Origin of the sequence: Mariniradius sediminis, from assembly GCF_021491425.1 — a bacterium.
In the GTDB taxonomy this organism is placed as follows: domain Bacteria; phylum Bacteroidota; class Bacteroidia; order Cytophagales; family Cyclobacteriaceae; genus Mariniradius; species Mariniradius saccharolyticus.
In genome coordinates this window covers 191,349-205,620 of sequence record NZ_JAKEVZ010000007.1, presented here as the reverse complement: position 1 = coordinate 205,620, position 14,272 = coordinate 191,349, and the positions used below count along the sequence as shown (strand labels likewise).

The 14,272-nt window shown below is 45.1% G+C and carries 12 protein-coding genes; 5 read left to right on the top strand and 7 right to left on the bottom strand.

Features of this window, described 5'->3' with window-relative positions; translation table 11 throughout:
- Window positions 1-37: 37 nt before the first annotated feature.
- The 3 genes from prfB to L0U89_RS10875 all read left to right on the top strand — a co-directional run bounded on the left by prfB (window position 38) and on the right by L0U89_RS10875 (window position 3,260).
- A protein-coding gene (prfB, locus tag L0U89_RS10885) for a peptide chain release factor 2 (protein WP_157198396.1) occupies window positions 38-1,139 on the top strand; the annotation gives its coding sequence in 2 pieces (ribosomal slippage) (window positions 38-97 and window positions 99-1,139; 1,101 coding nt in all).
- A 37-nt stretch (window positions 1,140-1,176) separates the two neighbouring features.
- Complete coding sequence (locus L0U89_RS10880; protein ID WP_234861546.1) at window positions 1,177-2,358, top strand: MFS transporter; 1,182 nt, start codon at window positions 1,177-1,179, stop codon at window positions 2,356-2,358.
- 158 nt (window positions 2,359-2,516) lie between these two features.
- A complete protein-coding gene (locus tag L0U89_RS10875) occupies window positions 2,517-3,260 on the top strand; it encodes a lysoplasmalogenase family protein (RefSeq protein WP_369413247.1) in 744 nt (247 codons plus the stop codon).
- 25 nt (window positions 3,261-3,285) lie between these two features.
- Here the strand turns inward: L0U89_RS10875 and L0U89_RS10870 are convergent, their stop codons facing one another.
- The 5 genes from L0U89_RS10870 to L0U89_RS10850 form a co-directional block, all read right to left on the bottom strand.
- Complete coding sequence (locus tag L0U89_RS10870) at window positions 3,286-4,644, bottom strand: M24 family metallopeptidase (protein ID WP_234861545.1); 1,359 nt, start codon at window positions 4,642-4,644, stop codon at window positions 3,286-3,288.
- A 57-nt stretch (window positions 4,645-4,701) separates the two neighbouring features.
- Window positions 4,702-6,072: an MATE family efflux transporter gene (locus L0U89_RS10865; RefSeq protein ID WP_234861544.1), complete on the bottom strand. Its 1,371-nt coding sequence runs from the start codon at window positions 6,070-6,072 to the stop codon at window positions 4,702-4,704.
- 13 nt (window positions 6,073-6,085) lie between these two features.
- Complete coding sequence (locus tag L0U89_RS10860; protein ID WP_234861543.1) at window positions 6,086-6,625, bottom strand: NUDIX domain-containing protein; 540 nt, start codon at window positions 6,623-6,625, stop codon at window positions 6,086-6,088.
- Window positions 6,626-6,689: 64 nt separating this feature from the next.
- Window positions 6,690-7,172 (bottom strand): Lrp/AsnC family transcriptional regulator, encoded by a 483-nt coding sequence (locus tag L0U89_RS10855; RefSeq protein ID WP_008623765.1) that lies wholly within the window; start codon window positions 7,170-7,172, stop codon window positions 6,690-6,692.
- Window positions 7,173-7,382: 210 nt separating this feature from the next.
- The gene (locus L0U89_RS10850) at window positions 7,383-8,576 is read right to left on the bottom strand and encodes a tetratricopeptide repeat protein (RefSeq protein ID WP_234861542.1); all 1,194 of its coding nucleotides are present in this window, start codon (window positions 8,574-8,576) and stop codon (window positions 7,383-7,385) included.
- Between the two features lie 76 nt (window positions 8,577-8,652).
- Between L0U89_RS10850 and L0U89_RS10845 the strand changes: the two genes are divergently transcribed.
- Entirely contained in the window at window positions 8,653-9,297 is a 645-nt protein-coding gene (locus L0U89_RS10845; RefSeq protein ID WP_234861541.1) for a sulfate ABC transporter permease, read from the top strand.
- 53 nt (window positions 9,298-9,350) lie between these two features.
- Entirely contained in the window at window positions 9,351-11,378 is a 2,028-nt protein-coding gene (locus L0U89_RS10840; protein WP_234861540.1) for a M3 family metallopeptidase, read from the top strand.
- 24 nt (window positions 11,379-11,402) lie between these two features.
- On the opposite strand, the gene L0U89_RS10835 is transcribed toward L0U89_RS10840, so the two are convergent.
- Together L0U89_RS10835 and L0U89_RS10830 are read right to left on the bottom strand one after the other, a co-directional pair.
- Window positions 11,403-12,851, bottom strand: coding sequence for an amidohydrolase (locus tag L0U89_RS10835; protein WP_234861539.1), 1,449 nt, complete (start codon window positions 12,849-12,851; stop codon window positions 11,403-11,405).
- Between the two features lie 351 nt (window positions 12,852-13,202).
- Window positions 13,203-14,195, bottom strand: a complete 993-nt coding sequence (locus L0U89_RS10830) for a cation diffusion facilitator family transporter (RefSeq protein WP_234861538.1) — start codon at window positions 14,193-14,195, stop codon at window positions 13,203-13,205.
- Window positions 14,196-14,272: the final 77 nt, after the last annotated feature.

The following is a 14,272-nucleotide window of genomic DNA, read 5'->3' as shown; positions in this document are numbered from 1 at the left end:
TTGCCGACTTTTGCACCTCAAAAAAATCAATCATTTTATGACATCAGAACAGTTGAAAGACTTGAAAGCCCGCGTTTCGGCTTTGAGGAGGTATCTTTGACTACGATAAGAAGAAAGCTGAAATAGACGATTTGGAGGCGGTTTCTTCGCAGCCGGATTTCTGGAACGATGCTGCTGAAGCGGAGAAAATCATGAAACAGATCCAAGTCCGAAAAGGCTGGACTACTGCATACGAATCCGTGGACAAGGCCATCCAAGACTTGGACGTGCTGTTTGAGTTCTATTCCGCCGAGGAAGTGACCGAAGAGGAAATCAAGGCCGAATACAAAAAGGCGCTTAAAGAAGTGGAGGAGCTCGAGCTTAAAAAAATGCTCAGCAGTGAGGAAGACCAACTCAGCGCCGTGATGGAAATCAACCCCGGTGCCGGTGGCACGGAAAGCAACGATTGGGCTTCGATGCTCATGAGAATGTACATCATGTGGGGTGAGAAAAACGGCTACAAAGTTAAGGAAGTCGATTTCCAAGAAGGTGAAGTTGCTGGTATCAAGTCTGTGACCTTGGAATTCGAAGGTCCATTGGCCTACGGTTTCTTGAAATCCGAAATCGGCGTGCATCGTTTGGTACGTGTTTCCCCGTTTGACAGCAATGGCAGAAGACATACGTCATTCGCATCAGTATATGTGTATCCTGAGGTGGACGACACCATAGAAATCAACATCAATCCTGCGGACATCGATTTCCATACTTCCCGTTCGGGTGGTGCTGGAGGTCAAAATGTGAACAAAGTCGAGACCAAGGTGCAGCTGACGCACAAGCCCACTGGCATCGTGGTCGTTTGCCAGGTAGAACGTTCCCAATTGGCCAACCGGGAAAAAGCCATGCAGATGTTGAAATCGAGGCTTTATCAAATGGAAATGGAAAAACGAAATGCCGAACGGGCCAAGATCGAATCGTCGAAAATGAAAATCGACTTCGGTTCGCAAATCCGCAACTATGTGCTCCATCCCTACAAACTTGTCAAGGATGCCCGAACCGGCTACGAGACTTCAGATGTGCAAAGCGTGCTGGACGGAGAATTGAACGACTTCATTAAGGCATACCTACTGGCACAGAGTGAGGAAGAAGCCAACCAAAATTGACAGGTCTACCAGATTGAATTAAAGGAAGAACTCAAACATGCGCATCCTGCCCAGCTTTTTCACTTTGGACTTTGCGCTGCTCTGTTTGAGTTCTTTTCTTTTTTTCGCCAGTTTCAATATGATTATCCCCGAGCTTCCCGCCTATCTGTCGTCGTTGGGAGGAGAAGAGTACAAAGGGCTGATCATTGCGCTTTTTACGGTATCAGCAGGGTTATCGCGACCATTCAGTGGGAAATTGGCCGACAAAATCGGGAGGATTCCCGTGATGGTCTTTGGTGCGTTGGTTTCATTTTTCTCCAGTCTATTGTATCCTGTACTCGCGACGGTATCTGGATTTTTGTTCTTGAGGTTTTTGCATGGGTTTAGTACCGGTTTCACACCGACAGGGACATCCGCCTATGTAGCAGACATAGTTCCATTTCAAAGGCGAGGTGAAGCCATGGGCATCCAATCCCTGTTTGGTTCTTTGGGAATGGCCGCAGGTCCAGCCCTGGGTGGCTATATCGGTTCGATCTGGGGAATCCAGCCTTTGTTCTATGCTTCGGCAGCAACTTCCATACTTTCAATATTGATTTTGGTCAGGCTGAAGGAAACCGTTACGGACAAGAAACCGTTCCGGCCCGGCTTGCTCCGTCTCAATCGCCACGAAATCATCGAAAAACGTGTATTGACCCCTTCGTTGATTTTATTTCTCGCCGTGTTTTCTTTTGGGATCGTGTTGACGATCACGCCGGATTTTTCGGAGCATTTGGGCATTGCCAACAAAGGATTGTTTTTCGCCGTGTTTACACTCTCGTCTTTGGGTATCAGGGTCGTGGCGGGGAGGACATCCGACAAATATGGCAGGATTCCGGTAATGAAAGTAGCTACTTTTTCAATGGTTGTTTCCATGCTGATGATTGGGTTTGCAGATACGAAGCTGACATTCTTACTGGGTGGGGTGATTTTTGGCGCGGCAGTCGGGATGAACTCACCTACGATCTCCGCTTGGACAATCGATCTTTCGTTGGATCAATTCCGCGGCAGAGCCTTGGCGACGATGTACATTGCGCTGGAATCGGGAATCGGTATCGGCGCGTTCCTTTCAGCCATTGTGCATTCCAACAAGGCCGAGAACTTCCCTTTGGCTTTTGGAGTTGGGGCAGTGACAGCGGGTTTGGCCTTTTTTCTATTGTTCCTGATTCCAAAAGGCAAAAAATGCCTATTCTTCGATTTTTGACCGATTTTTTGATAGTACATGGCAAAATCATCATAAATCCCCACTGGGACTAAGGAAAAAATCGAATAAAAAATTAAAATATACATTACATAAAAGTATATTTCATTTTTTTGAATTCTTCACTTCAACAAATTTGAAAAGAATCGTAATTTCAGCCGATGAAGCTTGGAAACAATATGATTCTTTGGAGTAAAAAGTTTTCAATAGTTTATTTCGCCTCTGTCTTCGTGACAGTGGTATTCATTCTTTTAGATAAAAATCCGGCTTTTATTTTTTTCAATCTTACGACGCTACCGATATTGATTTTTGGTCTTGCAAAGAATTTCAGAAAAAACCAAGACATGCTGATGCCGCTGACCCTTGTGGCTACTTCCTTTTCTTTCTTCGGGGATTTCCTGATGCTGATGGACGTGGAAAGAAGTCTTTTCAAGACCTTGGGGATTTGTACTTTCGTAGCAGCACAGACCAGTTATGGGTTACTCTACATTCATTCGATGCGGATGGGCAAGCGTTTAGCTCCGATTTCACTTAGTCAAAGGTTACCAGAAATTATCATCGGAATTGTCTTGATTGGCTATACCTATCATATCCTAAGGCAAACAAATGAATTGTTCACACCAAGTCTGATATATGCCATTTTCGCCGATACGGTTTTTTTGTTGGCGCTTTCGAGAAGATTCTATGTGAGCAAGAAAAGCTTCATATCGGTTTTTTCAGGGGCATTCCTGTTCATCATGAGCGCATCACTTACGGCAATCGACTTCTATTCGACCAATTTACTGCTTTATGCCTCCACTATTGTGCTGTATTCAATGGCCCATTTTCTTGTTACCAACGGCATATTGATCCAAATCCAGGACAACGTGGCAAAAAACTCCTACCAGACTTCGATCTTCCGGTAGGGGTTTTTCCAATTTTCGACTTTTTTCAATCCTGGTTTTTCAAAAAGGATGTTTTTCTTGGTATCGTCATCATTTCCCGCTGTCTTCCATTGAAATAGGTTACTTTCTCTCCATCAAAAAAGGCCCCTTCTTCCAGCATAACGCGAAGTTCCTTGTTCCATTCTTTTACAAAAACCACCGCATTCAACTCGATCGCATAGGCAGTGTTTGGGTAAAGGGGATAATCGCCCGCACCGGGAGTATCGCCCTGATTATCCCACATGCCGATGGTAGGTCCGGAAGCATGTCCGTGTGTACCAAGCGGATGTGAGTAAATGCTGCCCTTGATGCCTTCTGCATCCATAATTTTGCGTGCCTCCCTCAATATTTGATTTCCAGTCCTCCCAGTAACAAATTGGGAAGTGAGTATATCCTGCAACCTGTTGCCGACTTTGAACGCATCGTGAAGGTACTGTGGGACCTCGTCCTCACCGGGTCTCAAGACGTAGGCGAGCTGCTGTGTATCTGTATTCAAACGGAGATAAGTGATCCCAAAATCAATATGAAGCACATCTCCAGGCATGATGACCTCAGTTGCTGCCTTGACTGCAAACGACCTCAAATGCTCTTGGGAACTTGGATCGGCCCTTTGGATATCCACCGAAGGATGAAACCAAGTGTCCAATTTAAGTTCTTTGATACGCTCGCGATACCACCAAACCACATCTTCCGTGGTGGTTACTCCTGGGGTGATTACAGCTTCAGACAGCCCCTCGGAAATGATATCTTGTGCAATTTCTTGCAAATGACGATAAGTGGCCATTTCAGAGGGTGTGCGGGTTTCGAGCCATCCTACTGCCAGATTCTGTGCTGATACAACTTTTTGATGGTAATCCTTCGGCAAATACGCCAAAAGGTTGTTGTACTCCGTGAGGTTCAACCCATCGGCATGACCAAAGTCCTTGGCAAAATTCAAACCGATCTTCTGAGGCTTACGAGCCGTGATCAGCTCAGCCAATTGCTTCCACTGGTCGGGTTGGGAATCAGGGTCCCAAGCCCGCTTAAATGATTTGCCTACATCGTAACGGGCGACCGCCAAAGTCTCAACGGTATTGGAATTTGGGGCTTTGTACAACAAAAGCATGGTCCGGCGGCGTGCCGCATGCCATGTGGCGGGGAGAAAAGTCTTGATAACAGGATCCTCATTGTACTCGCGGGAAATGATGACCCACATGTCTATACCAGCCCTGTCCATTAGCCCAGGCAACAGCGTCGTAATCCGCTCATCCAACCAGCGATCTATGACCGCCGCCTGTTCTCTCTGGGTTAGGATATGGGGATGTTGGGCAAAGGCATGCCCAAACAGCATGAACAATGCAGCAAAAATCAAGAGTTTGAATTTCATAACGTTTTGTCTAGATGCTTCAAAATAGGCAATCCGACACAAAAACAAAAAGTGATTTTACGCCAAAGATAAATTATCGGCCTGACGGCGAACGAGCAGCTTCCGGCTTAGCACATGAAACCTCCACAGCAGCATGGCACCTGTGATGCTGAGACCCGTAAGCAAGCCAATCCAAATGCCAATTTCCCCCATCCCAAAAGAAAATGCCAAAACATATCCTCCGGGCAATCCGATCACCCAATAGGCCACTAAAGTCACTATCGTGGGGATTTTCACATCTGCCATGCCACGCAGTGCCCCCAAGCCAACTACCTGAATCCCGTCAGACAGCTGGAAAAATCCCGCAATGACAAGCAAAACGGCGGACATCTGAATTACCTGCGCATCGTCGATATACAGTGAGGGCAGAAATTCCCTAAAGACGATGAAGATAAAGGCGGAAACGGACATGAACATAGCCACCATGATGAACACGGTAAAACCGGCTTCGCGAAGCGTGCGGATATCATTCCTTCCGAGTTGATTTCCAACACGAATCGTGGCGGATGCTGCTAAGCCAGTAGCCATCATGTAGCTGATCGAGGCCAAATTGAGTGCGATCTGATGTGCTGCCAAGGCCGTCACCCCTATCCATCCCATCATGATCGCTGCCGAACTGAAAGCACCAACTTCAAATATGAACTGAAAGCCCGAAGGAACTCCGATTTTCAACATCTTGCTGACCATTGGGAAACTCAACTTCTTTGGGAAAAAGGAAAGCGAAAACTGTTTGTACCGGTTTGATTTTCGGACATAATACCACATCATCAATCCCATCAGGACCCGGGAAATCAAAGTCGCCCAGCCGGCTCCGTTCAATCCCAATGCCGGGAAGCCCAAGTTTCCGTAAATCATCACCCAATTCAGGAAGACATTTGAGGCGTTTGCAACAATTGTGATGTACATCGCTTGCCTTGTCTGGGAAAGGCCCTCTACAAACTGCTTGAAGGTCTGAAAGAACATAAATGGCAATAGCGAAAACGTAATGATTGCCAAGTAGGGAATGGCCAACTCGACAACATCTCCCGGTTGGTTTAGATGGTACAAGAGTGGCGAAGCCAGCAAAATGATCAGAAAAAGCATGAACCCTGTGACCATATTGATGGTGAAACCATGGGCAAAAAGCCTCGAAATCCGTCTGGGATTCTTCTTTCCGTCGGCCATTGCTACCAGCGGAGTCATTGCCATAGAAACGCCAATTCCAAACATCATGACCACATAAAAAATACTGTTGCCCAAGGAAGCAGCGGCCAAAGGTTCGGCGCCAAGCCGCCCGACCATCATGCTATCCGCAACGCCTACCAAAACCTGCCCCAGCTGACTCATCATCACCGGAAAGGCCAGGGTAATCGTCTGCGAAAAATTATCCTTAAATGCCTGTATGGTCATTTTCAATCCAATTTTAAATCCCAAACATTCGACCGACTTTTAATAGTCCGGCCATTGATATAGAATCGGTGATCTCGCCCTCCATCACCATTCGAACTGCTTCGGTTAGCTTGATTCTCATCACTTGCAGCTGTTCGGTCTCATCAAACTCGGTTTCTCCATGTGTGAGTTCTTCCGCCAAAAACACGAATCCTTCTTCGTCCGTCACAGAATTGGAGGTATGGATTCGCATTATTTGCGTCCATTTTTTTGCTGTCAATCCGGTTTCTTCCTTCAGTTCCCTTTTTGCAGAATCCAGGATATCCATGCTAAGCGGCCCACCGCCCATGGGAATCTCCCAGGCATATTCGTCCAAAGTATAGCGATACTGTCCAACAAGCCAAGTGTAGCCCTCAGTATCCAGAGGAATAATCCCCAACGCTTTGTTCTTGAAATGAACCTTTCCATAAATCCCGTCCCGACCTGAAGGGTTGACAACCTGGTGTTCCTCCAAGGTTATCCAGGGATTTTCATAGATTTTCTTTTTCGATTTGGTCTTCCAAGGGTTTTTCATCTGATTCATTAAAAAGAAAAAAGGGTGACTTTGGGCCACCCTTCAAGTTTCAATTTTGTTTCGCTTAGGCAGGGATTGGCAACACTTTGCTGTCCTTAAAAGTAGAAAGAATCACCATGGATTGCATGGAATCGACTTCCTTAATTTCACTGACCTTCTCCAACATCAGCTTTTGATAGGCTGTAATATCTTTAGCGATGATTTTGAGAATAAAATCCCCCGTACCTGTTATGTGGTGGCACTCAATCACCTCTTCGATCTGATTAATTTCCTTCATAAAGGCATCGATATTTCCCTTGTTGTGGCCAATCAAGCTCACCAACACAAAAGTACTTACACCAAGACCGATTTTCTCTGGATCCAACTTGGCATGGTAGCTTTTGATGATGCCCGACTGCTCCAATTTTTTAACCCTTTCCAAGGTCGGTGCTGGGGAGAGTCCGATATCTTTTGACAATTGGGCGTTAGTTATTTTGGCATTAGCCTGAAGAATCTCCAGGATTTTGCGATCAATTTTGTCAAATTTCACTCTTATGCTATTATCCATGATTATAGAAATTTCAAAATATTATGTGGCGCAAAATTAATATAATTTAAATTTATTTTAAAGTAAATACTTTCAAAAAACGGCAATCCAAACCAAATATTGTTACATGAATGTCCGTTTTTCTAAATTTTTACAATCGTTTTTTCTCAAGTAAGGATAATTATTCAAATTATCTCCTGAAAATATGATCAATGGTACGGATAAATGTGATTAAAGTTTATTCTTTTTGATGTAATCACGAGCTTCTTTATGAGCGGGATGATTTCGCTTCGCGTATTTCTTCACTTTGTTGAAATACTCCTTTGCTTGGGCTTTGTTTTTATCCTCGTTTGCCATCTTGCCTAAGGCGATCAGAGAATACAGGTAATATCCGCTTTCTTGGGTTTCTGACTCCTCACCATAGGACAAAGTCTTCAGATAAAACTTCTTCGCGGAGGTCCGTTCCCCTGCACGTTCGTAGTATTGTGCAATATAGAAAGACGCATAACGCCCGCTATTTGCCTCATATCCCGTCCAGCCTTCATCTATCCGCTTGAGGATTTCCTCTGACTCTTCTTTGGCCTCCATGATTCTGCCAACGGTGTACAAATGGCGTGCAAAGGAACGATGGAAATATGGGTTATTGGGGAATTTGCCGTGAAGGTAGTCCGTGATCGCCAAGGCTTTATAGGGTTGCTTTTCTTCCGAAGCATACAGTCTAAAGAGAAAATACTGCGCCTCTATTCGGGCATAGAAGGCGTTTTGGGCTACATCTTCCAATTGTTTGAGGCCAAGTTGTTTGTTTCCTTTTGGAAAAAGCGCAACCACAGGCTTCAAGATCGGATAGTTTTCCGGTATCCAAACCGAGAAATAATTGAACAAGGCATCACCCAGGAGCAATTCGGGATTCAGCTCGTCCTCGCCTTTGCTGAGGTTGAGGTATTTCAGTGCGTTTTTGCCCGCAAAGGTTGCCCTCGTCCAACTTTTCCTTTCACTGTACAGTCTTCCCTGAAATCCATAAGCCCCTGCCAGAAAAAAGGACGCCTCTTTGTTTCCGGGATCTGAATCAAGCAGCGCCTCAGCTTTGTCAATCACAACATCCATCTGGTCGATGAACAAATCGTCATAGCGCTGGTTCTCGACGTCCGGGGCTATTTTCCACCATGTACTCAAACCGAGCAGAAAATAAGGAAGTGGATGCTCTGGATACTGGTATTGCATTACTTTGAAGCCACGCTCAGCGGTCTCAAAGTCAAAATTGTAAAGGGCATTGACGTTTTCGGTGATCCTGAACTGTAAGCCTTTGTCCAGCAGGAGGTAAGGTGATTTATCGGGCCCGATCTTGTCCAACGGCTGCTGCTGACCGTAGATAAACGGCGACACGAACACCATCAAAATCAATAACACCCGGGATGTAAAATGCATACTTGTTTCAATTTTGCACCAAAATTAGAGCCAAATCCAAACATTCGTTTAGATTTGGCCTTAAATATTCTATAATATGTCAGAAACGACACCTACACTTCATGAACGGATTCAAGGCTTTTTGGATTTCGACAAAAGAATATTTTTTGTCGTTCTTTCCTTGTTGTTCATATTGGTCAGGTATGTTACAAACGACTTGATTCTGGAAGCCGTTCCGGGAAATGAAAAAATCGAAGAGGAAGGCGGCTTCATGATCTTTCACGTTTTCAATTCGCTGGGCTATATATGGACGCCGTTTTCGATCCTTTGGCGGGTGACAATGACCGCCATGTTGATTTGGATGGGTTCGTTTGCCTTTGGTTACAAGGCTCCCTTTGTGGCGATCTGGAAGTTTGCCTTGGTAGCGGATATCATTTTCTTGCTGCCTGAGCTCATCAAAATGCTATTTTTCATCGTGGTCACCGAAGATGTGGGCTATCAGGAAATTCGTGATTTCTTCCCCCTTTCCGCCTACTCGATCATTGACCCATCATCCGTGGCAGAGAAATATCATTACCCACTCAAAACCGCCAACCTCTTTGAACTTCTATATATCGGGGCGATGGTTTTGGGATATCATACTGTTAGCAAAAAGAGCCTTGATATCTCGACCAAAGTAGTGCTGACAAGTTACGGTCTAGGATTGGCACTTTGGCTTGCTTTTTATATCCTTGTGTACTAGAATTAGTAACTAAACTTCTACTTCATAGCAATTACCGATCAAAATCAAGTTAAATGAATCCATTGTTAGCACCTTTTGATACCCCATTTGAGACAGCTCCCTTTGACCTGATTAAGGAAGAACATTATTTGCCGGCAGTGCAGCAGGCAATCCAAATGGCCAAAAATGAGATTTCCCAGATTAAGGAACAAGCTCTACCCGATTTCGAAAATACCATCGTCGCCCTAGAGCGCGCGGGGGAAAAGCTCAACACAATTTCAGCGATTTTTTTCAATATCAACAGTGCTGAGACCAACGACCGCATTCAAGCATTGGCACGGGAAATATCGCCTCTCCTTACTGCGCACAGCAACGATGTTTTGCTTGATGAAGCCCTATTCCAAAGAATCCAACAAATCTACGAATATCGGGAGACTTTGAAATTGACTGAAGAACAAAAGACCTTAATGGACAAAACCTACAAGGCTTTTGTGAGAAATGGTGCCAGGCTTAATCCGGAACAAAAAGGTAGGCTGAGACAAATCGACCAGGAACTTTCCCAATTGGGATTGAAATTTGGGGAAAATGTACTCGCAGAAACCAATAAATATGAATTAGTGGTAGAAAACGAGGTTGAGCTTGCGGGCCTCCCCCACTCTATTGTCGAAGCCGCGGCACAAACTGCTGACGAAAAGGGAAAAAAGGGGAAATGGGTATTCACCTTGGCTTTTCCAAGCTATATCCCATTTATGACGTATGCCGAAAACCGTGACTTGAGGAGGGAGCTTTTTATCGCATACAATACAAAAAGCTGTAAAGGCGACGAGCTTGACAACCAACAGCATATCAAGGACATGCTCAAATTGAAGCACGAAAGGGCACAACTGTTGGGATACAATAGCTATGCGGATTTTGTATTGGAGGAAAGAATGGCCAAAAGTCCTATTCAAGTGAAGGATTTTCTCCTTGACCTATTGGAGAAGGCAAAACCGAAGGCAGAACAAGAGGTCACGGAACTCGCTGAATTCGCCAAGAAATTGGACGGTTTGGAAAAACTGGAAAAGTGGGATTTTGCTTTTTATTCCGAAAAACTAAAGAAAGAACGATTTGCGATCGACGATGAATTGCTCAGACCATACTTCAAACTTGAAAATGTGATCGAAGGTGTGTTTCAGACGGCTGCGAAACTCTTCAGGATTTCATTCATCGAAAATCCCAGCATCCCGAAATACCACCCGGAAGTGACAGCCTATGAAGTAAAGGACCGAGACGGGAAACATTTGGCGGTATTCTATGCGGACTTTTTCCCCCGCCCTGGAAAGAGGAATGGAGCTTGGATGACAAGTTACCGTGGCCAAAAGATCCTCAACGGAACAAACCAAAGACCACATGTATCTATTGTCTGCAACTTCACCAAACCCACCAAAACGAAACCCTCACTGCTGACATTCAATGAAGTAAAAACCTTGTTCCATGAGTTTGGACATGCCCTACACGGCCTGTTGGCCAATGGAACGTATGAGTCTTTATCTGGAACAAGTGTGTATTGGGATTTTGTGGAACTCCCCTCTCAGATATTTGAAAATTGGTGCTACGAAAAGGAATGTTTGGACCTTTTTGCAAAGCATTTTGAAACGGGCGAAGCGATTCCAGAAAATCTGATAGAAAAAATCAAACAAGCCGCGAACTTTCAACAAGGTTATCAGACGGTTCGGCAGATTAGCTTCGGACTTTTGGATATGGCTTACCATGGCACCTCTCCAAACGAAATCAGGGACATCGCAGCTTTCGAGGCCGAAAGCATGAAGCAGACACAGCTGCTGCCCGATGTTCCAGGAGCGCTGATGAGTACTTCATTCTCGCATATTTTCCAAGGTGGCTACGCAGCAGGGTATTATAGCTACAAGTGGGCCGAAGTCTTGGATGCCGATGCATTTGCGCTTTTCGAGGAAAAGGGCGTTTTCAATTCGGAAGTGGCCGATTCATTTCATCGGAATATTCTGGCCGCGGGAGGAAGCGAGCATCCCTCGATAGTCTATAGGCGGTTCAGGGGTCGAGACCCAAAACCGGAAGCCCTGCTCAAACGGTCAGGGTTGGCATAAAAAAAGGGCCATTTAGGCCCTTTTTTATTTTACTTTATTTTGATCTTTCCTGAACTCCAATGGTGGTTTCATATCGCCAATCAGCGGTTCGTATACCAAGCCCCCCAGTCTTTGGTTAAACTCCTTTTTGGCTTCTTCGATTAACAAGGGATTTAAAATCAGTTCTTTACCTGTCAATGCCATCGTTTTTGCTGCAACCATCATGCCTTTGTAGCCAATGGTCATCCCATCCGCGGCGACGGCTTGCCAAGTATGTGCAGCCGTGCCAGGCACCCAAGTCGCAGTCCCCAAACCAACGGTTGGTACCACATAGCTAACATCACCTACATCAGTGGACGCTGGAAAATGGGTCAATTGGTAAGGTTGGATTTCTTTTGCCATAGTCAACGGTGGGATCCTAGGTGCGTTGAATGTCTGCTGAATTTTTTTGGCAAACTCCAACTCGGCGGCGTCATACTCGACACCACCGACCGAAGTCAGGCTTTTGTGCATTGCTTTGGCCAATGTCTCATTGGGCAGAAGGCCATATATCCCTGAAACTACCTCCACTTCTACACTTGTGCCGGTACCCATTGCAGCACCTTCCGCAGCTTTGATTACCCGCTGCCACATTTGTTTCACCTCGGTCACATCCGGGTGGCGCACCATATATTCGACTACTGCATAATCAGGCACTACGTTTGCGGCGAGGCCGCCGTTAGTAATGACATAGTGTATCCTGCTTTCTTGGTCTACGTGCTCACGCATCATGTTGACCATCATGTTCATTGCCTCTACCCCATCTAGTGCAGAACGACCTCTTTGGGGAGCACCTGCAGCATGGGAAGTCTGTCCGCGGAATTTGAAATAACCCTGCATAACTGCCGTACAGGTGGAAGCATTGGCTGCATTCCTGTCAGAAGGGTGCCAGTTGATGACGGCATCTACTCCCTCGAACAAGCCTTCCCTAACCATATAAACTTTGCCGGCACCACCCTCTTCAGCTGGCGTCCCAAATATCTTGATCGTCGCTTGTATGTTATTGGCATCTACCCATTCCTTTAAGGCTATCCCCGAGGCTACCACTGCTGTCCCAAAGAGATTGTGTCCGCATCCGTGTCCATTTCCGCCATCAACCAACACCGATCTGAATGGAACTGCATCCTGAGACAAGCCCGGAAGTGCATCAAATTCAGCCAAAAATCCGATTACGGGACCGCCTTTGTCATAGGTGGCGACAAAAGAGGTCGGCATATCAGCCACTCCTGTCTCTACTTTGAATCCGGCAGCCCTCAATTCATCGACCAAAATCTTTGAACTGGTGAATTCAAGGTAACCCAACTCAGGGTTTTCCCAAATTTGGCGCGCCATCTCAGAATACCGCGGAGTCTTTGTATCCAAGGCTTTGGTGATAAAGGCGTCATGGTTGATTTCTTGGGCCCAAATTGAATGACCCAACAGCGCGAAGTAAACAGTGAGTAGAATTTTTTTCATTTCAGTACGGTTAAAGTTTGATAGAGTTGTTATTAAAATTACGGCTTGTTTGGCGAAAAGGAAAGCGATTCTATTGGCTTGGAATTAAAAAAAAAAGGATGCATTTGTATGCACCCCTTTTTAACTCCTTAATCCATTTGAAAAGCAATTGCTGTTTAAGGTACAGCAGAACCCTTGAATTCTTGTCAGATCACTATGAGGACCCCCACAAGAATTAACCATACAACGGATGTAACCGCCAATAGTATCCTGAATTGTTTTTCCTCGTTCATAGCTTTTTTTTTGTTGAATATACTAAGTTAAATGTATTATTCGAAATATTACAAATTTTCGAAGAATTTTTTTGATCACTTATCGGAGTAAATCATGATAGTGTTTTTGATTCTTTGACATATTTGCCGTATTCCATTCGACCAATATATCATTTTTTTTGATTCGTACCGCGCAATCGGCAACTTGACAATAATGACAGCACTTTTCGGGGATACATGGATCAGCATGTACAAAGACCTCCATCACCCCTGGCCAACTCTCCTTCAGCACCTCTTCGACATCATGTACTTCATTATGAACCTGCTTCAAATTGAAATAGTTAGGCAACGTCAAATGCAAATCGATATGCCTGTCGCCGCCATACTGCTGCACCCGCATGTTGTGAATGTCTATCCAAACAGGCCTCCGGTTTTCATTTAGAACTTTCACGGTGGCTTCCACTGCAGCGGGATCTGCCTCGTCCATCAGCCCTGCCACAGACCGACGCACCAAACCATAGCCCGAATAAATGATGTAAAGGGAAAAGACAATCGAAATGACTGAATCGAGAAATTGCAAATCAGTCAGGAGAATGACCACTACACCCAATATCAACAAAAAGCTGGTAAGTGCATCCGAAATCAGGTGTTTCCCACTCGCCTCAAGTGTGACGCTGTTTAGCTTTTTGCCTTGCCGTTGGAGAATAAATCCCAAAACGCCATTTACGGTGCCAGCGATCGTGACCAACACGATGCCTTCAAAAAGGTTGACAAGTGCGACTGGGAAAAACCAGTTGTAAACCGCCTGGTAAATAATAAACAAACCCGCTAGAATGATCAAAACCCCCTCTATCCCCGCACTGAAAAATTCAATTTTACCATGTCCGTAGGGGTGGTTGTCATCCCTTGGCCTTGAGCTTAGGTATATACTGTACGTCGCAAAAGCCGCAGCCACCACGTTGACGATACTTTCCAACGCATCTGTTAGAATCGCAGTCGAATGGGTCAGGAAATAGGAATAGAATTTTACAGCCAGCAATAAAACACTGACCATAAATGAAATCCTTATCAAAAACGTCTTTTCCCTTTCCACGACAAATTGGTTAAGGTTTCAAAAATATCATTAATTTTAATCTATCCGATTCCTCCCGTGTAAACAAACTCATATCG

Bases quoted from the DNA above. Each gene is read 5' to 3' on its own strand.
- L0U89_RS10880 (WP_234861546.1), top strand. From the start codon at position 1,177: ATGCGCATCCTGCCCAGCTTTTTCACTTTGGACTTTGCGCTGCTCTGT.
- L0U89_RS10875 (WP_369413247.1), top strand. From the start codon at position 2,517: ATGAAGCTTGGAAACAATATGATTCTTTGGAGTAAAAAGTTTTCAATA.
- L0U89_RS10870 (WP_234861545.1), bottom strand. From the start codon at position 4,644: ATGAAATTCAAACTCTTGATTTTTGCTGCATTGTTCATGCTGTTTGGG.
- L0U89_RS10865 (WP_234861544.1), bottom strand. From the start codon at position 6,072: ATGACCATACAGGCATTTAAGGATAATTTTTCGCAGACGATTACCCTG.
- L0U89_RS10860 (WP_234861543.1), bottom strand. From the start codon at position 6,625: ATGAAAAACCCTTGGAAGACCAAATCGAAAAAGAAAATCTATGAAAAT.
- L0U89_RS10855 (WP_008623765.1), bottom strand. From the start codon at position 7,172: ATGGATAATAGCATAAGAGTGAAATTTGACAAAATTGATCGCAAAATC.
- L0U89_RS10850 (WP_234861542.1), bottom strand. From the start codon at position 8,576: ATGCATTTTACATCCCGGGTGTTATTGATTTTGATGGTGTTCGTGTCG.
- L0U89_RS10845 (WP_234861541.1), top strand. From the start codon at position 8,653: ATGTCAGAAACGACACCTACACTTCATGAACGGATTCAAGGCTTTTTG.
- L0U89_RS10840 (WP_234861540.1), top strand. From the start codon at position 9,351: ATGAATCCATTGTTAGCACCTTTTGATACCCCATTTGAGACAGCTCCC.
- L0U89_RS10835 (WP_234861539.1), bottom strand. From the start codon at position 12,851: ATGAAAAAAATTCTACTCACTGTTTACTTCGCGCTGTTGGGTCATTCA.